19 protein-coding genes and 1 pseudogene are annotated in these 21,879 nt (G+C 67.5%); 8 read left to right on the top strand and 12 right to left on the bottom strand.

Annotation, left to right across the window (positions count from 1 at the left end; genetic code table 11):
- Positions 1-10: 10 nt before the first annotated feature.
- Together BLW84_RS22795 and BLW84_RS22790 are read right to left on the bottom strand one after the other, a co-directional pair.
- Positions 11-1,162: a cystathionine gamma-synthase gene (locus BLW84_RS22795; protein WP_425441737.1), complete on the bottom strand. Its 1,152-nt coding sequence runs from the start codon at positions 1,160-1,162 to the stop codon at positions 11-13.
- Positions 1,163-1,281: 119 nt separating this feature from the next.
- Positions 1,282-2,175, bottom strand: coding sequence for a LysR family transcriptional regulator (locus BLW84_RS22790; protein ID WP_093268459.1), 894 nt, complete (start codon positions 2,173-2,175; stop codon positions 1,282-1,284).
- Positions 2,176-2,699: 524 nt separating this feature from the next.
- Between BLW84_RS22790 and BLW84_RS22785 the strand changes: the two genes are divergently transcribed.
- Together BLW84_RS22785 and BLW84_RS49245 are read left to right on the top strand one after the other, a co-directional pair.
- Positions 2,700-4,061: an SGNH/GDSL hydrolase family protein gene (locus BLW84_RS22785; protein WP_093268457.1), complete on the top strand. Its 1,362-nt coding sequence runs from the start codon at positions 2,700-2,702 to the stop codon at positions 4,059-4,061.
- Positions 4,062-6,246: 2,185 nt separating this feature from the next.
- Positions 6,247-6,549 (top strand): annotated as a pseudogene (locus BLW84_RS49245) (EF-Tu C-terminal domain-related protein); the annotation flags it as partial.
- Positions 6,550-7,161: 612 nt separating this feature from the next.
- On the opposite strand, the gene BLW84_RS22775 reads toward BLW84_RS49245, so the two are convergent.
- Positions 7,162-8,139: a helix-turn-helix transcriptional regulator gene (locus BLW84_RS22775; protein ID WP_093268454.1), complete on the bottom strand. Its 978-nt coding sequence runs from the start codon at positions 8,137-8,139 to the stop codon at positions 7,162-7,164.
- 124 nt (positions 8,140-8,263) lie between these two features.
- Here BLW84_RS22775 and BLW84_RS22770 point away from each other — a divergent pair, with 124 nt between their 5' ends.
- Together BLW84_RS22770 and BLW84_RS22765 are read left to right on the top strand one after the other, a co-directional pair.
- Positions 8,264-8,659: a RidA family protein gene (locus tag BLW84_RS22770; protein ID WP_093268452.1), complete on the top strand. Its 396-nt coding sequence runs from the start codon at positions 8,264-8,266 to the stop codon at positions 8,657-8,659.
- Positions 8,660-8,739: 80 nt separating this feature from the next.
- Positions 8,740-9,210, top strand: coding sequence for an MFS transporter (locus tag BLW84_RS22765; protein ID WP_093268448.1), 471 nt, complete (start codon positions 8,740-8,742; stop codon positions 9,208-9,210).
- 315 nt (positions 9,211-9,525) lie between these two features.
- On the opposite strand, the gene BLW84_RS22760 is transcribed toward BLW84_RS22765, so the two are convergent.
- Both BLW84_RS22760 and BLW84_RS47625 read right to left on the bottom strand, forming a co-directional pair.
- Positions 9,526-10,500, bottom strand: a complete 975-nt coding sequence (locus tag BLW84_RS22760) for a helix-turn-helix transcriptional regulator (RefSeq protein ID WP_245761316.1) — start codon at positions 10,498-10,500, stop codon at positions 9,526-9,528.
- A gap of 32 nt (positions 10,501-10,532) precedes the next feature.
- Positions 10,533-10,790, bottom strand: coding sequence for a hypothetical protein (locus tag BLW84_RS47625; RefSeq protein ID WP_093268445.1), 258 nt, complete (start codon positions 10,788-10,790; stop codon positions 10,533-10,535).
- Between the two features lie 196 nt (positions 10,791-10,986).
- Between BLW84_RS47625 and BLW84_RS22750 the strand changes: the two genes are divergently transcribed.
- The 4 genes from BLW84_RS22750 (at position 10,987) to BLW84_RS22735 (ending at position 14,685) form a co-directional block, all read left to right on the top strand.
- Positions 10,987-12,111: an FAD-dependent monooxygenase gene (locus tag BLW84_RS22750; protein ID WP_093268443.1), complete on the top strand. Its 1,125-nt coding sequence runs from the start codon at positions 10,987-10,989 to the stop codon at positions 12,109-12,111.
- A 23-nt stretch (positions 12,112-12,134) separates the two neighbouring features.
- Complete coding sequence (locus BLW84_RS22745) at positions 12,135-13,277, top strand: alpha/beta hydrolase family protein (RefSeq protein WP_177226637.1); 1,143 nt, start codon at positions 12,135-12,137, stop codon at positions 13,275-13,277.
- A gap of 1 nt (position 13,278) precedes the next feature.
- Positions 13,279-14,217, top strand: a complete 939-nt coding sequence (locus tag BLW84_RS22740) for a VOC family protein (protein ID WP_093268438.1) — start codon at positions 13,279-13,281, stop codon at positions 14,215-14,217.
- Positions 14,218-14,388: 171 nt separating this feature from the next.
- Entirely contained in the window at positions 14,389-14,685 is a 297-nt protein-coding gene (locus BLW84_RS22735) for a hypothetical protein (protein ID WP_143061060.1), read from the top strand.
- Between the two features lie 379 nt (positions 14,686-15,064).
- Here BLW84_RS22735 and BLW84_RS22730 read toward each other — a convergent pair whose 3' ends face one another.
- The 7 genes from BLW84_RS22730 to BLW84_RS22700 form a co-directional block, all read right to left on the bottom strand.
- Positions 15,065-15,691, bottom strand: coding sequence for an isochorismatase family protein (locus BLW84_RS22730; RefSeq protein WP_218157428.1), 627 nt, complete (start codon positions 15,689-15,691; stop codon positions 15,065-15,067).
- A gap of 386 nt (positions 15,692-16,077) precedes the next feature.
- Complete coding sequence (locus tag BLW84_RS22725; RefSeq protein WP_093268431.1) at positions 16,078-16,965, bottom strand: alkaline phosphatase family protein; 888 nt, start codon at positions 16,963-16,965, stop codon at positions 16,078-16,080.
- A complete protein-coding gene (locus tag BLW84_RS22720) occupies positions 16,962-17,693 on the bottom strand; it encodes an HAD family hydrolase (protein ID WP_218157427.1) in 732 nt (243 codons plus the stop codon). Before BLW84_RS22720 ends, BLW84_RS22725 begins: the two co-directional genes overlap by 4 nt.
- Positions 17,690-18,820 (bottom strand): ABC transporter ATP-binding protein, encoded by a 1,131-nt coding sequence (locus BLW84_RS22715; RefSeq protein WP_093268429.1) that lies wholly within the window; start codon positions 18,818-18,820, stop codon positions 17,690-17,692. Before BLW84_RS22715 ends, BLW84_RS22720 begins: the two co-directional genes overlap by 4 nt.
- Positions 18,817-19,668 carry an ABC transporter permease gene (locus BLW84_RS22710; RefSeq protein WP_093268427.1) on the bottom strand — a complete coding sequence of 284 codons (852 nt, stop codon included), beginning with the start codon at positions 19,666-19,668 and terminating at the stop codon, positions 18,817-18,819. The genes BLW84_RS22715 and BLW84_RS22710 overlap by 4 nt, the downstream gene beginning before the upstream one ends.
- Positions 19,656-20,579, bottom strand: a complete 924-nt coding sequence (locus BLW84_RS22705; protein ID WP_093268425.1) for an ABC transporter permease — start codon at positions 20,577-20,579, stop codon at positions 19,656-19,658. Before BLW84_RS22705 ends, BLW84_RS22710 begins: the two co-directional genes overlap by 13 nt.
- Entirely contained in the window at positions 20,579-21,877 is a 1,299-nt protein-coding gene (locus BLW84_RS22700; RefSeq protein ID WP_245761315.1) for an ABC transporter substrate-binding protein, read from the bottom strand. Before BLW84_RS22700 ends, BLW84_RS22705 begins: the two co-directional genes overlap by 1 nt.
- Positions 21,878-21,879 lie beyond the last annotated feature (2 nt).

The following is a 21,879-nucleotide window of genomic DNA, read 5'->3' as shown; positions in this document are numbered from 1 at the left end:
ACGAGGAGCGTCAGTCGAGGCCGTCGAGCAGGTCGGTGATCAGGTCGTCGACGTTCTCGATCCCCACCGAAATCCGGACGAGATCGCCGGGCACCTCGAGCGGGGTGCCTGCAGCGGAGGCATGCGTCATCCGCGCCGGGTGCTCGATCAGCGACTCGACACCGCCCAGGGATTCGGCGAGCGTGAAAATCCGCGTCTTGTTGCAGACAGCGAGCGCGGCCTGCTCGCCACCGGCCAGCCGGAAGGAGATCATGCCGCCGAACCGCCGCATCTGTTTGCGGGCGAGGTCGTGGCCGCTGTGGTTGGGCAGGCCCGGATAGAGGACCTCGTGCACGGCGGGGTGCGTGTCGAGCGTCGCTGCGATCCGTTCGGCGTTGTCGCAGTGGCGGTCCATCCGCACGCCCAGGGTCTTCACGCCTCGGAGGGTCAGCCACGAGTCGAAGGGCCCGGCGATGGCCCCGGCGGCGAACTGGTGGAAGTGAATACGCTCGGCGAGCTCGGCGTCCTGGACGATCACGGCGCCGCCCACCACGTCGGAGTGGCCTCCGACGTACTTGGTGGTGGAGTGCACGACGATGTCCGCGCCGAGGGTGAGCGGCTGCTGCAGGTACGGCGAGGCGAAGGTGTTGTCCACGGCGAGGAGCGCGTTCGCGTCCGCGGCGATGCTCGCCAGGCCGGCGATGTCGGTGATGCCCAGCAGTGGGTTTGTTGGTGTCTCGCACCAGATCAGCCGGGTTTCCGGGCGGATAGCCGCGCGGACGGCGGCGAGATCGGCCAGCGGGGCCGGGGTCGTGGTCAGGCCCCAGCGGGCGAGCACCCGGGTGAACAGGCGGAGCGATCCGCCGTAGGCGTCGTCCGGGATGATCACATGCTCTCCCGGCGCGCACACCGCGCGGACCACGGCGTCCTCGGCCGCCAGCCCACTGGCGAATGCGCTGGCATGCGTACCGTTTTCCAGCGCCGCAAGGCATTCCTCGAGCGCGGAGCGCGTCGGGTTGGCGGCCCGGCTGTATTCGTAACCGCCGCGCAGCGCCCCCACGCCGTCCTGCTTGTAGGTCGAGGTCTGGTAGATCGGCGGAACCACCGCGCCGGTGCCCGAGTCCGGTTCCTGTCCGGCGTGGATCGCGAGGGTTTCGAACCCGTGCAGCCGTGTCATGGGCATGAGCCTGCCGGGCAACGACCCATGCGGTCTACTTCGAGATTCTTGCCGTCGTAGCGGCTATCGCTTATGTCCGGGGAAACGCACGAGCTGTGTCCCAGCGTTCACCCATCCCCGTGCATCTAATCGGCGGCTTGCTGCAACGCCTCCAGCATCAGCCGGGTTACCGGGACATTCTGGTGACCGGCCAGCGTGTACGCCGCAACGGTCCGGGAGTCCGCAGGGGTCACCGGCCGACTGACGATCTTCGGGTGACGGATGAACGACTGCACCATCCTCGGCATCACGGCGATGCCCAACCCGGCGGCCACCAGACTCTGCACGGCGAGGTTGTCGTCGGTGGTGAAGTCGATATCCGGTTCGAAACCGGCCGCCGCGCAGGACTGGACGAAGTGGCTCCGGCAGCGCACGCAACCGGCGATCCAGCGTTCCTCGGCGAGCTGGGCCAGCTCGACCGATCGCCGCCGGGCCAGCGGATGGCTCCGCGGCAGCAGGACGATCAGCGGGTCGTCGAGCAGTTCGAGCCTGAACAGCTCGTCCGGGTCGGGTTGCTCGCTCGCGGCCTCGTAGGTGAACGCCAGGGCGATGTCGCAGTCGCCGCGCCGCAAGGCGTCGACCGACGCCGGTGGCTCGCCCTCCAGCAACTCGATTCGGATTCCAGGATGCCGAGCCTTGATCGACGCCACGGTCGGCGGAATCAGCGTCGCACTCGCGCTGGGGAACGCACAGATCCGGATGCGGCCGGCCTTCAAGCGGGTGATGGCGGTCATCTGGTTCTGCGCGGAGGAGATCGATCCGAGGATGCCTTCGGCGTGGCGCGCGAGAACCTCGCCGGCCTCGGTGAGCCGAAGCCCCCGGCCCGCCCGCACGAACAGCGGTGTGCCCACCGAGCGCTCAAGTCCCTTCATCTGCTGACTGATCGCCGGCTGCGTGTAACCGAGATTCCTTGCCGCCGCGGCGAAGGAGCCGGTGCGCACGACCTCGTCGAACACCCGGACATGCCTCGAGTCGAGCATCTCCGAACAATAAGCATTTCTTTGAGATGTGTAAACAAGTCAAGTCTGGACTTCGATCGGGATCCTGCGCATGGCCCGGGCCACGCTCGTCACCGCGCTCACCCTGCTAGTGCCCGCATGCGCATCCGGTAATGCCGGTATCACCACCGCCAACGGCGTCAAGCTGGTCAAGGCAGGCCAGCTCACCACGTGCACCCACCCGCCCTACCCGGTGGGGCTTGTTCAAGCATCGCTGCAGGCGAAGACGCCAACTCGGCAATCACTGGGACCATGTCGACGTGATCGTGTCGCGTCCGTTGACACAGGCCAGAGCGATTCCTTTGTGGACAGTTCAACGCAGTTCGCCCTCGCCGGACGAACCGAGACGCTCGGCACCGATCACCACGGCTCGTGGCGGGTAGGGCCAGGCATACCCGAGATTCGGGTAGCAGCCGTAATGACTCCCGGTCGGTGAAGCGGTGGGATCAGTCGTACTGCTCACCGCCCTGCCGACAGGGCGCCAACGACACGGAGGAACTGCCCCCATGCCCACCTCGAAAACGTCCCGGCGAAGGCCGGGGATCGTCACAGCACTCGCCGGGGCGGTGCTCGTCGGAACCTCGCTGCTAGGTGCCGTCGGTTGCGCGTCGCCGTCGGCCACCGAACCGGCCGCCGGGGCAGCCGGCACCGGCTCGAAGTGGGCGGTGGCGTGGGCGACGTCGGCTCAACGACCGGTGGCCGGCAACGACGACCTCGGGCCGAACTGGTCGCAGCAGGGCTTCGCCGACCAGACGCTTCGCCAGGTGGTCCGGGTCAGCACCGGCGGTTCCCAGATCAGGATCAGGTTGTCCAACGTCTACGGCAGTTCGCCGTTGCGGGTGGCGGGTGCGACGGTCGGCTTGCCGGGCACGGCCAATCCGTCCCGGCCCGGCCTGGCCAACGGCGCAAACGCCCAGGTATGGCCCGACACGATGCGAACGCTCACCTTCGCCGGTGCTCCGGCCACGGTGATCCCGGCAGGTCAGGAACTGGTAAGCGATCCGGTTCCGCTGCCGACCACGCCGCTGGAGAAGCTGGCGGTGACCCTGCGGTTCACCGATCCCACCGGCCCGGCGACCTTCCACCGGATGGGGCTGGCCACGTCTTACCGCGCCGCCGGAGACCACCTCCAGGACAGCGGCGGTGATGCCTACACCGAGTCCACCGAGTCCACCTACTACCTCACCGCGGTCGAAACCTCCGACCCCGCCCTGCCGCAGCGGAACACGGTGGTCGCCTTTGGCGACTCCGCCACCGACGGGGTCGGCTCGACCTCCGGCGCCAACAGCAGGTATCCGGACATCCTGGCCGAGCGGCTCGCCGAAGCTCATCGCCCGACCGCAGTGGCCAACGCCGGGATCGCCGGTAACCGGCTGCTGTCCGACTCACCTTGTTACGGGGAGGCCGCTCTCACCCGGTTCCAGCGGGACGTGCTGTCCCGGCCGGGCGTTCGAACCGTCGTCATCGAGTTGGGCGGCAACGATCTGTTGGGCGGTTACCTCACCAGCCCAGAGCCCTGTTTCCCCCCGGACGGCCGGATTTCCGCGCAACGGATGATCGAGGGCTACCGGGAGCTCATCCGGGCCGCGCACGCCCGCGGCATCAAGGCGGTCGGCGCAACCATCATTCCGTTGCGGGGCTTCCCGATGCCTTACGACCAGGACGCGGCCGACGAGGTCCGCACCGAGGTCAACCAATGGATTCGGACCGGCGGCGAGTTCGATTCGGTCATCGACTTCGACCGGGTGATGGCCGACCCCGCACACCAAGGGCTGCCCCGGCCCGGCTACGTCTACGACGACAGCCTGCATCCGACCGACACCGGATACCACGCGATCACGAACAGCATCGACCTCGACCAGCTCTGAGCTTGAGCTCTGAACTCGGGTGGCAGCGCAGATGATTTTGGCCGTGGAAAGTGACATCTCTGGTCGCCCAATTTCGACGTCGCTACGCGATCTTGATGTAGCTGGATGTCTCCGAATCTCGACACCACCCAGGGGTACGAACCGAATACGCCTGAAAGGGGCGCCTGGTCCTGTTTCCGCTGGTCATGAGACATCTCTTGTGGCGATCACGTATGGCGAGGCCGAGCAGGCCGGGGAAGTGAGCGTCGAGATCGTCTCGGCGTAGCCGGTTCAATCGCTGGATCAGTTAGCGCTGACGATCGGGTGTCGTCGACGACGTTTCTTGTGCCTTTGACGGGTGCCCATTCGGATGGTGTGACGGTTTTGCCGATGCGCCCGAAGCGTGCCGACCCGGACACTGGGCGGGCGTGAAGTGGCTGGACCATCCGTGGTCCGGCGAGCGAGGAGAGATATCCCGGTCCTGATCAAGCCGTGACGCTGAGGCGGTCCCGGTGCGGACAGTGACCTGCCGTGTGACTGGCGGATGGCCCGTCGCGGCGCCGATCCCGAAGGAACGCCAGCCATGAGTGATCACGTTGCCCAGCCGGTTCGGTTCTCTGGGTACGACTCGGAGGTGATCTCTTCCTACCCGTCAGCGGGCCAGTGCGACTACGCGTTGATCCTCCCGCACGTGGTACTGAACCGTGCTCCCCTGCCGTGGGAGCGGGCCATGTCCCGGTCGGGGGCCAGCGGCCCCCGGGCCCCGTGGTTGGCGCTGCTGGTGTTCGCCGAGAATGAGCTGCCCGACGACCCGTACGCGGCGGGCTTGGCAGTGACGCGCTCTGTCGGCGAGCTGCTGTCGCCGGCCGAGCCAGACACGCTGGGGCCGGCCCTGGACGTGCCAGCGGAGACCGAGGCCGCCATGTGCCGGACCATCGACGTGCCCGCCTCGCTACTTTCCGCCGCCGTCCCGTCGGAGGCGGAGTTGTCCTGCCTGGCGCGCACGCGTGAGGTGAGCGACCCCCAGGCGCTCAGCGGCGGTGAGATCCTCGCTGAGGGCGAGTACGCGGTGATCACCGCCAACCGCTTCCCGCGCCCCGCTGGCTCCTACGCGGTGCACCTGGTCTCCCTGGAGGGCTACCAGGGTCACCTACCCGCTGACGGCACGCGGGTTCGGCTGGCCAGCCTGTGGTCCTGGTCGTTCAGCCACGATCCGGGCGGGCGGCTGGACGTGGCAGGACTCTTGAAGGACTTGGCCACACGGAGGCCGGGCACCGAGGACGGCGTCGGCCAGGACGCGAGGGAACTACTGGACCGTGGCTATGTTCCGGTGTCGCTGCGTGCGGCCAGCGGCGAGTCCACTTACGCCTGGTACCGGGGACCGTTCACTCCGGTCCAGAGTCCGAGCATTCCGGTCGCCGGTGCCGAGATCTACGAGGCCGAGCACGGCCTGTTCGACGTCAGCTACGCCGCCGCGTGGACCCTGGGCCGCTCGATCGCCCTCACGGACCCCGACTACACCGCGGAGATGGTGCGCGCCCGGCGGCAGCTCGCAGATTGCGCCCCCAACCTGACCGACGTGCCAGCCGCCCCGTCCGCGGGCGAGGCGCCACCGGCCGCCGACTCCGAGACGGCCCGCGCCCAGGAGCGCCTCGCCGCTACCGCGAACCAGCGCGGTGCCTCACTTGCCGCACGGCTGGACGACCTCACACTCCTCGCCGGTGTCCCGCTGCCCGCACTCGTCCCCGATCCGGCCCTCCTGCCCCCGGAGTCGCTGCGCCTCTTCCGCATCGACCAGGCGTGGATCGAGGCCCTGGTCGCCGGGGCCCAATCCACCGGCACCCACACCGAACTGGACGCCAGACTGGCCCCCTACCTCGACCAAGCCATCGCCCGCGCCACCACCGCCGAGCCTCCACGCGCGGGAGTTCTGATCAAATCCGCACTCGTGCCGGCGTGGCCGGACTTCGAGCTCACCGCAACCCGCGATGGCTCCCCGGTCCCCGAACTGCGCCGCGCCCACCCGGCCCCGGACGTACTGCTGTGCCTATTCGACGACGTGCCCGACGAGATCGACCTCCGCGAACCTGGCCAGGGCATCCACTTCGGCATCGACACTACGTCCAACCCCACCGGCCTAATCAGCCTGCGCCACTTCACCACCGGCCAGGATCGGCACCCGGACAGCTCGGTGTCCGATGAGACGATCAAGAGCGACACGCCCCCGCCTCACACCACCTTTGTCGCTGACGTCCACCTCCTCAGCAGGGAGCAGGGAGGACGGCAGAACCCAATCTTCAACCGCTACCACCCCGAGTTCTCCTTCCCTACCGACGACGTCACTGGGACCATCGCACTGCACAACAGCACCGAGATGGTCATGCCAGGCGACAACGCTGAAATGACGGTCAACCTGATCCAGCCGGTCGCCATGGAAGAGGGACTGCGGTTCACCATCCGCGAAGGAGGCAGGACCGTCGGCACCGGAGTCGTGTCCCAGGTCCTCTGAGCCCTAGGCCACGGACATGGGCTTTATCCCGGTGTCGGAGGTGGCGCCCGAAGACGGGGGCACGCTGGCACTCGCCTGTCACACCAATCGACCTGGTCGGTGCCATTCCAGGTGCTTGCTGGTCGCATGCAAGCGTGCGCACTGGTGACGCCTCGTCGCCCATACTGTCCACAATGGGCAGACGGTGTCTCATGACCAGTGGAAGCAGGACCAGGCAGCCCCTTCCCGGCGCATTCGGCTCGTACCCCACCCACAGGCGGCGCCGGGGCGTGCCACTCCGCGGCGCGCAGTACCCCGGCCCAGCAGCCTGCGGTGTAGTGTCTTGGCGCGCCTGTTGATCGATCGGCTGGCAGGTGGTGTCGCGTTTCGTTAACACCACGTCGGAGGCTGACGCGACGGTGTCAACGTTGGCGAACAACCGACGTCACAAACCACGGATAGAGCCACGCAGACCACGACCGGCGCCGACATCGACGGAGGTCGACGCGACGCCGGTCGTCGGCAAAGCATTCACAGCGGTTCAGGGGCAATCTCTCGCTCCAAGCGGCCTCAGCCCTCCGAGTGGAGCCGATCACAGGCAACCGTGTTGGCGCGAAGTGCTCGGGGCGCGATTCACTCCGGGGATGACTCTTCGTAGCAGGTGGCGATCGCGGCGGCGCGATCGTGTAGAGCGGCACGCAACGATTCGGGCGCGAGAGCTTCCGCGTCGGTGCCGAGTTGCCACAGTGCCCACACCGCATGCCGGAGGTCCTCGAAAGTCACCTCCAGCCGGAGCCAGCCGTCTGCCTCGGGTTCCTCGGCACGGACGGCCCGCGCGGTGTTCAGCAGCTCCTCCCGCCGCGCGGGCTTGACCCGCACCAGCACGGGGATGTGGTTCTCGGACAGGAACCGTGCGCTGCGTTCTCGCCAGATTCGGTCCAGATCAACCTGATCCGGTCGCTGTGCCGGCTCGAGAAGTTCCTCGGCGGCCAGCATCCGCGACAGCCGGTAGGTGCGATCCTCGCCGGACTTGGCGGCCAGCAAGTAGGCGCGATCACGCACGGTGACCAGGCCGATCGGGTCCACCGTGTGCCAGTGAGGCGTCTTGTCAGGTGCCGCGTAGTGGAAGCGCAGTTTGTGTCCGGCCAGCACTGCGCGGCGGACTTCACTCATCACCATGCCCGGCACGTCCTCGGTGACCAGTCGGCGCGAGAGCAGGTCGGTTTCCGGCTCGATGAGGAATCGTTGGGCAGCGTCGCCCACGCTGGCTCGGTGGCCTTCGGGTAGGGCGTCCACCACTTTGCGCATGGCTGAGGCGAGCGCTGAGCTGAGGCCGAAGACCTGCTCACCTGGCCCTGACCCGGCGGTCAGCAGGGCCAGAGCCTCGTCGTGGTTCAGCCCGGTGAGCTCTGTCCGGAAGCCGGGCAGCAGTGCGAACCCGCCATGTCGGCCGCGTTCGGCGTAGACCGGGACGCCCGCCGAGGACAGCGCTTCGATGTCGCGCAGCACCGTGCGGGTGGAGACCTCCAGCTCGTCGGCCAGCGCATCCGCGGTCATCCGACCGCGCTGGCGCAGCAGCAGCACCAGCGAGACCAACCGATCGGCACGCACAGATCCACTCTTATCAAAAATATGACACAAGGTGTCGTGATTCGTTGAAAGGCTGGTTTTACGGCCTCGAAGACGGCACTACCGAGCCGGCAGAGGTACGCACAACGACTCGAATGGAATGGCAATGGAACGAACAGCAGTCAACCCGGTGACGTGGTCGCTGGAGATGGGGTTCAACCAGGGGGAGGTCGTCTCCGGGGAGACCCGGACCCTGTACATCTCGGGGCAGACCGCGATGGGTAGCGACGGCAGGCCCCAGCATGACGGTGACATCGCGGCACAGTTGGCGCTGAGCGTCGACAACCTGGAAGCCGTGCTCACCGAGGCCGGCATGTCGCTGGCCAACCTCGTCCGCCTCAACGTCTACACCACCGACGTCGACGCGCTGTTCCCGCACTACGGCGTGCTGGCGTCGCGGCTGGGTGCTGCCGGGGTGGCACCGACCACAACGATGCTCGGCGTGACACGGCTGGCGATCCCCGGCCAGCTGGTCGAACTCGACGGAACCGCCGTCGCGTAACGCGACCACGCCGCCTCTGCTGCTCGTGCCGGTTCGACCGGCACGAGCAGCATGCAGATGGGGAACATCCAGTGCTGAGAATGGTGACAATCGGCGTCTATGGCGCCTTTGCGGCGAAGGCCGGCAGATTCCTGCTGATCCTGGGCTCGGTCACCATCGCGGTGCCCCAGCTCGTGCTCTGGGCCATCGTCAAGGGCGGCAGCGATCCCGGATATTGGCTGCTCGCACTCGCCCTGTTCATCGGCGGTCTCGGCCTCGGACTGGCCGCGCCCATTCTCGTCAGTGTCGTCCTCGCCGGAGTCCCCGGCCGCAACGCCGGAGCCGCAGGCGGCGTGCTCTCCACCGTCAACCAGATCGGCGGCGCCATCGGCATCGCCGTCCTCGGAACGATCTTCTTCACCACCGCCGCCGGATCAACGAATGGCCCCCCAGCCCTGACCGACTTCAGCGATGCGCTCAGCATCGTTCTGCTCACCTCCGCCGGCCTCTACATCATCACGGCACTCGTGATGTTCGCGCTCCCCAAGTCCGCAGCCGAGCACACCGAGTAAGCGATCTGCGCGGAGGGGCGGGCCTGTTCGCCCCTCCGCACATAGGTAGTCGATCAGACCGATTCATGTCCTCCGATCAGCAGCCCGGAGCCGGGCATGCCCACCGGCGCGCGCCGCTCCTGGCGCGGTGGACACGAAGTGTTTCCGGGAACTCGCGCCATATCGACCACCGCACAACCACGATCGGACAGGACTTCGCCCTGGAGGCGCCGTTGCCGGTGGATGGCGCTCGACATCAGCCGGAGCACACCGGGATGCGTCAAGCGGTCCGGACGGATCGCGGGTCGCCCACGGACTGCCCCAGGACTGTGGGAACTACCTCCGGGCGGCGGTGGTCGACGGAAGCTCGCCGAACCGCGAACGGTACTCGCCCGCGAATCGGCCAAGATGGGTTATGCCCCAGCGATACGCTATTTCTCCGACCCGATCACCGGTCGACAGTATGTCGTGGCGTATCCGGTCCAGCCGGAGGTTGCGGACGTAACCCATCGGAGATGTCCCGAGTTTCTCCCGGAACGCGCTGCTGATCGTCCGCGCGCTGCACCCGGCTGCCTCCGCGATCTGGCCGAGGGAGATCGGTTCCGGCAGGTTGGCTTCGACGAAGGCGACGGCCGCACGCAGCGCTCTGGGATGCGGCATCCGGGGGACGCCGCGCAGCGCGGCGGTATGGGTGTGCGACTGGGCCAGCAGCAGCGCGGTCACGATGCAGCGCAACTGGCTCCGTTGCAGTTCCTCCCGCTGGAACAGCGGATCGTCGGAGTCGAGTTGCTCGATCAATGACCCGATCAGCAGCTTCACCGCCCTGCCCCGTGGTTCGGATAGGTCGAGCGGAAGGTCGAAACGCACGGTGGAACCGGTCGGGCGCCCGGTGAGCGCCGCGAGTTCTCGCCGGACGAGTCCGGCGTCGATCCGCAGGCCCAGGAATCTCGTCCCCGGCCGGTTCGGGCGAAGTTCCTGGGCGTCGCCCGGATTGAACACCCCGGCCCTTGCCCGGCTGAGGACGGCTTGCCGGCCGCCACGACTCGCGGAGATCTCACCGGCCAGGCCCAGGTTGACGAAGTACGAGTCCCTGCCGGGCGCCGTGCCGACCCGCACCGCCAACGAGGAGGCGAAGTAGCCGACGGCGAAGTCCGCGGCCGCGACACCGCGTACCTCGTGTTCACCCTCGGCGAGGGGGCCGAGGGGGCTGGTGGTGACCGCCCCGCCGAAGAGCCGGGCCGCCGAGTGGAGCAGGTTCACCGGATTGCCGGACTTCGTGATGACGAAATCACGGAGGGGACTCGACAACACCGCTCACCTCCTTGATAGGCGAGACGATCATGTCACCGATCGAGGTGGCGGAACACGGGCCATCGAGGCGAACAGCCGGTCGGCGAACCAGTCCGCGACGAGCACGTGCTTCTCGTGGGAATGGTCGGGTCGGCGGCACGCGTCCAGCCGAGGAACTCCTCCCACACCGCGAACACCGCCTGCGGGTCCGAGCCGAACCGGCCGGCCGACGCCTTCTCAACGTCGACCGCGCCGACCGGGTTGGTCGCGGTGAACAGGGTGAGCCGTCCCGCGAGGTTGCCGATGCGCACGTGTCGTCCTCCTGTTCGGACCTCCGGTCGCCGTGCCGGACACGCTAGGTCTGCGGCCACGAGGTCGTTGTCCGGTTCCAGACGTCGGTATCCGATTCCGGAACCGTTGCCGGAACCGGACAACGTCCGCCTGAACCGGACTGGGAACCCGGGGCTGCCGACCTAGCTTGGCCGAGTACAGCGGCATGGAGGACCTATGGACAACAGTGACGGCGCGCGTTCAGCGCTGATCGTCGGTGCCGGCATCGCGGGATTGACCACAGCGTGCGCCCTGGCTCGACGGGGATGGCTGGTCGAGGTCATCGAAACGGGCGCCGAGGGTGCCGCCGCCGGCTGGGGGCTGAGCCTGACCGGCCCTTCGCTTCGTGCGCTCGACGGCCTGGGGCTGGCCGATCAGTGCCTTGCCACCGGATACGGCATGAGTGTTATCACCAACGTCGACGCGAACGGGGTGGCGAACCCGATCGAGCTCCCGCGGCTGATCGGCCAGGATCGCCCGGCCATGGCGGGAATCGCGCGCCCAGAACTGCACCGAATCCTGCGCACCGAGGCGCTGCGGCTCGGTGCTCGGATCCACTATGGACTCAGTGTTTCCCACCTGGACCATGGGGATGGTCAGGCACGCGCCGAACTGACCGACGCAACGGTGCGAACCGTCGACCTGCTCGTGGGTGCCGATGGCATTCGTTCCGTCGTACGTGACCTCATCGGCCGTCCTACCCCGATTCGCTATCACGGCCAGATGGTGTGGCGGGCCCTCGTGCCGCGTCCCGACTGGGCCACCAGCATCCACACCTTCGTCGGTACCGGCCACCAGACCGGAGTCGTGCCGATCTCCCCGAGCCAGGCATACGTCTTCCTCACCGAGAACGAGGTTCGACCGGACGTGCTTCCGGATGCCGACCTCGCCCCGCGGATGGGAGATCTGCTGGCCCCGTTCTCCGGCCGTGTCGCCGAGATTCGCCCCCAGGTCGCACGGTCCGATTCGGTGATTCGACGGCCCGTGCAGACCGCGTTCGTCGACACGTCGTGGTCCGACGGGACCAGCATCGTCATCGGCGACGCCGCGCACGCGCCCTCGCCGCAGATGGCCAGCGGGGCCGCACTCGCCATCGAGGACGGCCTGGTCCTGGCGCAGGAGTTGGACCGCTGCCAGGACACCCGGAAGGCTCTCGAGGCATTCATGGACCGCCGTCGGGAACGGTGCGCGGTCTTGGTGAAGACATCGGTCGCGATCGCAGGCCTCGAGCAGGAGCAACGACATCGCGATTCGTATCCGCTCATCGAGGCGTGCCACCAACGGATGGCGCTCCCGGCATGACCGACGTGAATGAGGAGGTTCGGTTGTCCGACGAAACCGCCCCGTCCCTGCCCGAGGCGAAGTCGTGGTTGCGTACGCATCTCGCGCAGCGGCGCAACCCGTTCAACGCCATCGGCGAGGCCGCGGCTTCCCGGTACATCGAGACGCTTCCCGGCATCGACCCGGTCCGTTGGGCGGAGCACTGGCTCGGCGGCGCTGCGGAGTTCGCGGCGGCGGCCGAGCGGGCCGAGGTCGACGGCGACCGCGGCACCGCGCTGGAGAACTGGTGGCAGGCCTACCAGTTCGCGTTCCTCGGGCGATACCCATCGCCCATCCATCCCGCCAAGCTGGCCGCATACGAGCTGGCTCGGACCTACTTCGCCCGGGTCTGCGAACTGGAGAACACGCCCGTCGAGCAGGTCAGCGTCCCGTTCGACGGCCGCACGGGCGAAGGTGACTCCGTCTCGTTCCTGGTGGCCCGGCCACCCGGCTCCGGCGCGGCCAGGTCACCGATTGTGCTGATGTGGGGCGGAATCGACGTGTGGAAAGAGGAGAGCTACGCCCGCGGTCGGCTACTGCGCGAACGTGGTTTCGCCACGGTGCACATCGACAAGCCGGGTGTCGGGCAGTCTCCGGTGCTGGCCGGTCCGGACGCGGAACGCCAGTGGGATCCGGTGTTCGACTGGCTGCGGAGCAGGAACGACCTCGACGCGGATCGGATCGCGGCCCTCGGGCTGTCCTTCGGCGGGTACTGGGCGATGAAACTGGCGCACACGCACCGCGAACATCTCACCGCCGCGGTCAACTGGGGCGGCGGGGTGCACCTGACGTTCCAGCCCGAATGGCAGGAGAAGTCCCGGAACGCCTCGTCCTACCTGATGGATCTCATGCCCGCCCGCGCTCGCATCTTCGGTGGCACCACCTTCGCGGACTACGTCGCGCGCTGCCCCGAACTTTCCTTGCTGGACCAGGGAATTCTGGACCTGAAGTCGTGCCCATTGCTGCTGGTCAACGGAAAGGACGATCAGCAGAACGCCTCCGCCGACATCCACCTCGCCCTCGAGCACGGTGACCCGAAGACCGCACGGCTCTTTCCCGGCGGACACATGGGATCCGGACCCGTCCTGCCGACCATCGTCGACTGGCTGACCGACCGGCTCGGCCAACCAGCAACAGAAGGGAACTGATATGCACGCCACCGGTCTGATCACACACCTGCGGCACGTCGACATCGCGATGCCGAACTTCGCCGACCAGCGCACGTTCTACCGGGAGACGTGGGGGCTGACGGAAACGGCCAATGACTCGGGGGTTTCCTTTCTCGCCGCCGAGGGCTCACCGGAGCTGTATGTCGTCCGGCTACGCGAGGACGACCAGAAGCGCACGGACCTCATCGCGTTCGGCTCCGCCAGCCCCGCCGACGTGGACACCTTGACCGAGCAGCTGATCGGTCGAGGAGTGACGCTCGTCCACGAACCCCGCGTACTGGACACACCAGGCGGCGGCTACGGCGTCCGGTTCTTCGACAACGAGGGGCGAGTCGTCGAGGTCTCCGCGGACGTCGCGGTCCGGGCGCACCGCAAGATCGAGGAGCGCGAGTCCATCCCGGTACGGCTTTCGCACGTGCTGATGAACACGCCCACCCCGGAAGTGACCGTCCGCTGGTATATCGAAAACCTCGGATTCCGGCTGTCCGACACGATGCGCATCGGCGACCGCGAGATCATGTGGTTCTTGCGGTGCAACACCTTCCACCACAGCTTCGGCTTCGTACGCGGCCCGCATGCCGCCTTCCACCATGCCTCGTTCGAGATGCGCGGCGTCGACGAGTTCATGCGCGGCACCGGGCGCCTGCACCGCCTTGGCTTCGAGCGCCTCTGGGGACCGGGACGGCACCGGGCCGGGGACAACTCGTTCAGCTACTTCCTCGACCACGCCGGGAACACCGTCGAATACACGACCGAGCTCGAGATCATCGACGAGGACACCTGGCACCCGCACATCTACGACCTGACCGATCCCGCCAACGCCGACCAGTGGGGCACCGCGAACGAGATGGACGAGTTCATCGCCGCCCGCTCGCACAACGACGTCGACCGCGGCCTGTTCATCGCGCCGCCGATGTGACCGGGCGGACGAGCTGAAAGACATCCCAGGAGCTTGAATGTCAAGCCGCAGCAGAGTTGACGTGATGGGCCCAGCCAACGCGCCCGCGGCGCCGGCCAGTAGATTTTGGTGGCCTGTCGGTGGCCATGGTTAGCATGGTTGGCAGCCAGGATTCTCTTTCAAGGGGTAGCGATGTTGCGTGCTGTGTTCGTACGAACCCTGAAGGCGGGCGTGACGTATGAGCAGTTCATGGAAGCTTGGGTTCCGGAGGATGTGGACGACTACCCCGCGAAGGTCAGCGTCTCACGCAACGCCGCCGACGACCGGCAGGTGATCACGATCCTCGAGCTGGACATGTCCGTCGCCGAATTCGAAGACAAGCGCACGGCGCTGACTCGTCCGGACGCACTGGAGCGACTCGCCGAAATCGTGGATACGACCGAGTTGGCGGGACTGTACGAGGATGTGTTCGGCAACAAGGATCTGTGAGGTCCCCGACGGTCGGGATGTGAGGTCGCCGGACAACAGGAGTCCACAATGGACCTGATTGTCCGCAGTACCGAGGACCTCGACTGACATTCGACCGATCAGCACACCGACCGTTGTGCAGTCGGGCCCGCGCTGGACGCCCGCACCGGGTTGACCGCCCACAAGCGTCGGCACGGCGAACCGCGCGGTGCCGGCCGGATCGATCGCGCACGGGATGCCGCAGAACCTCACCGCCATGCCGCCCACTCCTTCACCTCGAAGCGGTCGCCTACGCGCCGCACTTCGGCTGCGCCCGGCCCGGGGAAATGCGCGGGGAACAGCAGTGCGCCCCGACTCGCTGAGTGCATCGAGGGGATCGTCCTGGCATCGACCAATGCGGTCAGCTCTTGGGCAACGCCGAGGTGATCTGGCCGACGAGCACCGCGAAAGGCATGTCGAGCGCAGCGTAGACATCAGCGGCCAGCGGATCCGCGTTGTCAGCGAGGATCTCAACGATGGCACTCGAGTAGTCGACCAGGATCACCCCAGCCTGCTGCATGCGCAAAAGGCCCACCTCACGCTTAGCCCGCCAGAACGTGCCGGACGCGTCGATCGCCGCATACGCATCGAACCCCTCCGCCGTGGCACTGATGGCCGGGAAGGCGAGGCACACCTCGGTCGAAATACCCGTGACGATCAGCTTCTTCCTGCCGGTCGCCCGAATTGCCCCGACGACCCGCGGGTCGTCCCACGCGTTGACGGTCGAGCGGTCGATGACCTCCAAGCCGTCCGGGAGCACCGCGGCGAGCTCGGGAATGACCGGCCCCCACATGCTGTCTGCCGCGGTGGTGGTCACCACCAGCGGCAGCCCCAGCACCTGCGCCGCCTTGGCCAGGGCCACCACGTTGTGCTTCAACTCCCCGACCGGGATGTCACGCACACCGCTGTACAGACCGACCTGGTGGTCGACCAGCACCACGGCCGCGTTATCGCGGGTCAGCCGCTCGGTGAACTTGTTCGCAGACACCACACACTCCCTAGACCGGGCCTAGGCAGCCGACCACCTATGGCCTGAGACGGCCATTTACCCCCGAGTTTCCCCAGGTACCGGAGATTTCCAAACGAGGTTCGCTCTTGCTGACCAGGTAAGGATGGCTGCACGGCTGCACCCGAGATGTACCCGACGGTCTGCAGATGTATCCCGTGAACCCATACCGAGCCGACGACATTCGAACACTGCCGCTCGCGGGCACGTGGTCCGTCCTATCAGGACGGACCAATGGGTCCGGGCGCTGTGGGCGTGGTTCGTCATACGCGTGACGATGTTGCCGTATCACCCTGCGCCACCCGAGGAAACCAGCATGGATGGGCTTGAACGGAGTCTTCGCGTGTGCGTGAGTGCAATGCTGGGCGCTACCGCTCCCGGGAGCTCTCGTCCAGCAGTAGTTCCAGCAGTTCGTGCGGCGAGACCGACCCGGGCCAGGGGGTGAGCGATCCGCCTGCCTGCCAGCGCAGGATGAAGGAGTTCCGTTCCTCGGGCGTGCTCCCGCCGTGCCCTCCCTCGTCCAGATGTCCGTGATCCGCCACCACCACCAGGAGCCAGTTCTCGGCGTGTTCATCCACCCGGGCCTGCACGGCCTGGCGGATGCGGCTGATGTGCCGGTCAACCCGGGCCAGTGCCGCCTGGTACTGCTCGCTGCGGGCGCCGTAGACGTGCCCGGCATCGTCCACATCGCAGAAGTACACGAAGGCCACATCGGGAACGCGGTGGGACGTGAGCGCCGCGAGGGTGAAATCGGTGATCTCGGCGTCGATGCTGACGAATCCGTGGGTTTCACCGTCGCGGGAGATAACGGTGTGCAGCCCGGCCTTCTGCTGCTCGAGCCGCTGGTGGATGACCGGTCCCAGCCCTTCCGGGGAGACGAGCGGCGGCCAGCCCGCGGCAGCGAAAGTCCTGGTCGAAAGGTCCTGGTAGAAGGCTCGGGAGAGCAGGTCCGGATGGCTGAAGAGCCGGTGCCCCACGAAGGAATTGTCCGTCACCCCGTGCTCGGCGTGAGTCGTCCCCGTGAGGATGGAGGACCATCCCGGGCCGGACATGGTGGGCGCTTCCATCACCATGGGCTGAAGTTCGCCCTCGGCGGCCATGGCGCGCAAAGCCGGGGCGGCCGGGGAATCCGCTGCGAGGTCCCAGCGGAGCCCGTCGATGCCCAGCAGGATGATCCGGGGCCGGCCGGCGGCAGGAGGCGTAGGGCGGGTGGGAGTGTGCACTGTCGTCGCCGGTTTCGTGGTCGGGGTGGTCATCGCTCGGAGCCCCTTGCCTGTGCCAGGAGCGGGAGCGTGACCTCTTCGAGGGAAGTGATGATCGTGCGGCCGGGGGCGGCGTCGATCGGGACGGTGGAGGGTACGACTACGACGGGGCAGCCGGCTGCCTCCGCTGCGGCGAGGCCAACGGGCGAGTCCTCCACCACCACGCACTCGGCAGGCTGGGCTCCCAGCCTGCGCGCGGCCTCCAGGTAGGGATCAGGGGCAGGCTTCGAGACGGTGGTGTCCTCGAAGGCCACGATGAGCGTGAACAGCTCACGGCCGAGCCGTTCCCGGACCAGCTCCACCACGCGGTGGGGCGAGGCCGACACGATGGCTGCTGGGATCCCCTGCCCAGCCAGGAGGTGGAGGAGCTGCAGGGCTCCTGGCCTGGGCACGACCTCCTGGGCCACGAGGGCTGTGAAGGTCTCGTCGAGCCGTGTGGCGAGTGCGCCGGCGGACGGCGGGGTGGCCGTCGTGGACGCAAGGTACGCGGCCGTGTGCTGGGACGGGCGCCCCACGACATCAGGCCGGTCCTCCGGCCCGAGCGTCCTGCCTAGGTTGCGGGCCACCGTCTCGACGGCGTCCCACCACAGCCGTTCGGTGTCCACGAGGGTTCCGTCCATGTCGAAGAGCACAGCTGCGGGCAGAGCCATTCCGGCGCTTTCCGGTGCCGTGCGAGCCTGCGCGCCGTCGGGCAGGGCGGTGGTGTCCTGGTGCGGCATCATGCGGCGGCCTCCTTCTCCCTGGCCTGGTCGATCAGGACGGGGCGTTCCGGGAGGCTGAGCCGGACACGCGAACCGACCGGAACGGTGGACGCCACGGCGGTGGGGACATCGGCGAGGGCTTCCTGGCCACTGTCCAGGCGCACCGTGAGACGCGTCGTCGCTCCCCGGAAGGACGCGGCCACGACTTGTGACCGGCTTCCCGGGGCAGCGCTGACAGCGAGGGCTTCGGGCCGGACGAGGACGTCGATGTCGCGGGTGTCGTGCGCGGTGGCCGCGCTGCCGCTCCGGGCGGGGAGGTGTGCCTGGACAGGGCGGGTGAGGTCCAGGACGTCCACCTGGGTGCCGTCGCTGTTGAGACGGCCGGGCAGGCGGCTCATGGTGCCGACGAACTCGGCGACGAAGGGGGTGGCAGGTGCGTTGTACAGCTCGTCCGGTGTGGCGCAATGTTCCAGGCTGCCTGCCCGCATGACGGCCACGCGGTCCGATATGGACAGTGCCTCTTCCTGGTCGTGGGTGACGAACAGAGTGGTGATGCCCAGGTCCAGCTGGAGACGGCGAATCTCGTCGCGCAGGGACTGCCGAACCTTCGCGTCGAGGGCGGAGAGTGGCTCATCCAGCAGCAGCATCCGGGGCTCCAGGGCGAGGGCACGGGCGAGGGCCACCCGTTGCTGCTGGCCGCCGGAGAGTTGCCGTGGGTAGCGGCGGGCCTGGGTGGGCAGTCCGACGAGTTCGAGGAGTTCGTGGGCCCGGGCCCGGCGCTTTGCGCTGGGGACGCCTTGCATGCGCATTCCGAAAGCGACGTTGTCGGCGGCGGTGAGGTGGGGGAAGAGGCTGTAGGACTGGAACACCATGCCGACGTCACGGCGGTGTGCGGGGAGACCCGTGATGTCGCGGCCGTCCACCAGGACCTCGCCGGAGTCAGGCCGCTCGAAACCGGCGACCATGCGCAGCGCCGTGGTTTTCCCGCAGCCGGAAGGGCCGAGGAGGGCGAGCATCTCGCCGGGGTTGATCGTGAGGCTGAGTCCGTCGAGGGCCGTGGTGGCGCCGAAGGACCGGCGCAGTTCGCGGAACTCCAGGCCCGCGCTGCAGGTGGCAGCTGGGGGCCGGGAGCCGATGGTGGGCGTCAATGAGACTCCTTGGACGCTTTGGAGCGGCCGAGCTTCGCTACCGCGAGGAGGATGAGCCAGGTGCCGATCAGGCCGACCATGGAGACGGCGACGGACAGCTGGGCGTGGGCACCGCTGATCGCAACAGTCCAGACGGCGAAGGGCTGGAAACCGAGCAGTGCGGAGACGGCGTATTCCCCGAGGACCAGGGCGATGGTCAGGAAAGCGGTGTTCAGCAAGGCTTCCCGGAGGTTCGGGAGGATCACGAGGAACAGGGCCCGGGGCCAGGACGCCCGGCAGGACCGCGCGGCCTCGACCAGAACCTTCAAGTCGATCGCATTCAGTCCGGATTCCAGGGTGACGTAGGCCAGCGGCAGGGCCATGAGCGTATGGGCAAGCACCAGGATCAGCGGGAAATCGGGCTGCTGGAGGGCCGCAAGCACGGGAAACCCCGGGGTGTCATAGAGCCAGTCGGTTCCCCAGCGCAGGACCGTGGTGATTCCGGCACCGAGAGCCACCGCCGGGACGACGAGCGGGAGCATGCAGACGACTGCGACCACGGCTTTCGCGCGGGGGACGGCAAGGCGTACGGCGAGCAGGGCCGGGAGCAGCAGGCCGAAGACGAGCAGGATCGTGGCGGCTGCCAGGAGCAGTGTCAGGCCGAGGCTTCCAGCGAGCCCTTCGGTGGTGAAGATCGCGGTGTAGGCGTCCAGGCTGGGCGTCTGGCGAGGGTCGCCGAACCCGAAGGTGAAGGCCAGTGCGCAGAGGATGGGGACCAGGAAGTAGACCCCGGCGGCGGTGAGGACGACGTTGGGGCCGAGTCGGGATTTCTTGGTCGGTGCCGGGCGTGAGCCGGTCAGGACAGCCATTTCGAACTCCTCCGCTGCAGCAGGAGCTGGATGCCCATGACGATCCCGGCCACGATGATCATGTTCATGCCGAGCGCGAGGGCGACATTGCCCTGGCCCACGAGGACGTCACCAGTCAATGCCGAGGCGATCTTCACGGTCACCAGGGGGATGGAGCTCCCCACCATGGCGGCAGCCGTCGCGTAGGCGCTGAAGGCGCTGCCGAACAGCAGAACGAAGCCGCTGAGCAGCGTCGGGAACAGGATGGGGAAGGCCACATGCCGCCAGTACTGGAAGCCGGTGGCGCGGTTGTTCTGCGCGGCCTCCCGCCATTGGGGTTTGAGGCCGTCCAGTGCCGGCGTCAAGGTGAGCACCATGAGCGGGATGAGGAAGTACAGGTAGACGATCGCCAGTCCCCAGAAGGAGTACAGGCTCCAGCCTTTGTCCGCGAGACCGAAGTATCCGGTGAGGACGCCGGCATTGCCCAGGGTGGCGACGAAGGCGAAGGCGAGGGGTACGCCGCCGAAGTTCGCGATCACGCCGGAAGCCGAGAGCACCGCTTCACGCAACCCACGGAAACGCGAGGTGACGATGGCATAGGCGATCGGCAGGCTGACGACGGTCGCGATGAAGGCGGAGAGCGCGGAGAGCTTGACGCTTCCCAGCAGGCTCTCCAGATACGGACCGTCGAAGGAGGCGGCGAAGTTGGCTCCGGTGAACTCGGTGGCGCCGGTGTCGGTCGTGATGGTGACTGAGCCGACGGCCATGGCCGCCACAGGCAGGCCGAGCACGATCACGGCGAAGGCCATCAGAGGGGCGACGCCGAGCCAGCCGGTGGCAGGCCTGCGGCCTCGGCGCCGGGGCGCCTGGGGCTCCTGGCGCCCCGACACGCTGGGCGCATCGGCGATGACGGTGGGTGTGGCAGTCGTCATCAGGAGACGGCCTTCGCCCAGTCATTGGACACTGCGGTCTTGGCCGCCTGGCCCTGAGCCTCCGTCGGGAAGGAAACCTTGTCCTCATTGACCTGAGGCAGGCGGTCGAGCGAGCTCTTGTCCACCGTGCCGTCGGCGACCATGACGGGCAGCAGCACGGGGCGGGCGTAGCCCTTCAGCCAGAGATTCTGCCCCTCGGTGCTGTACAGGAATTCCTGCCACAGGCGAGCGGCGGCCGGGTGCGGCGCCCACTTGACGATCGCCTGGGAGTAGTACTGCGCGAAAACTCCGTCTTCGGGGATGGCGACCTTCCACTCGATCCCCTTGGCCTTCAGCTCATCGGAGTAAGCCGCGTTGCGGTAGTCCCAGACGACGGCGATGGGCGTCTCGCCCTTTTCCATCGTCGCGGGTGTCGCCTCGACAGGGTTGAAGTTGCCGACCTGCTTCAGCTTCGCGAAGAAGTCGATGCCGGGCTTGATGTTGTCGAAGGACCCGCCGTTCGCGAGAGCGGCGGCGAACACGGCACCGAAAGCGGAAGCGGACTCCACCGGGTTGCCCGTGAGCGCGATCTTGCCCTTGTACTGCGGGTCCAGGAGCTCCGAGAACTTGGTGGGGCACTTCGCCACGCGACCGGCATCGCAGCCGATGGAGACATAGCCGCCCATGTCGTTGTACCAGAGACCCGTGGCCTCCTTCTGCGAGTCCGGGATCTTGCCGAAGGACGTCACCTTGTACGGGGCGAGCAGGCCTTGTTTCGCAGCAGCGACGTCGAAATCGTGCCCGACGTCGATGACGTCCGGCGAGCGTTCCTGGCCCTTGCGGGAAGACACCGCGGTGATCTCGTCCTGACTGGAGGCATCCGGGTTCTCGACCTCGACCTTGACGCCGTACTTCTTCTCGAAGGTGGAGATGACCTCGCCGTAGTTGGCCCAGTCCTTCGGAAGCGCGATGGCGTTCAGCTTCCCTTCCTTCTTCGCAGCGGCGATCAGGGCATCCATGCCGCCGCCTTCTTCGACCGAAGTCACGGTGCGCCAGTTAGTGGCGCCATCCATTGAATCCGAGGCGCCATTCCCGGACGAACACGCAGCCAGCCCGGACAGCAGCAGGGCCGCGGCACCGATGGCGCTGACGCGGCGGAGGGTCGCCTTCATCCAAGTCTCCCAAAGTTGGCTATACAAGTTGCAGCTCCCACTGTCGCCGGGCCGGGTGTCATGCCGGTGAACGGATGGGTGCGAGAGGAGGAACTGTCGGCGGGCAGTCGATGGAAAAACGTGCATCCGCAAGGCAAAGAGACACAACG

This window comes from Saccharopolyspora shandongensis, assembly GCF_900106995.1.
Lineage (GTDB): Bacteria > Actinomycetota > Actinomycetes > Mycobacteriales > Pseudonocardiaceae > Saccharopolyspora > Saccharopolyspora shandongensis.
The sequence above is the reverse complement of the archived record's forward strand: the minus strand, read 5'-3'. Positions and strand labels throughout refer to the sequence as shown.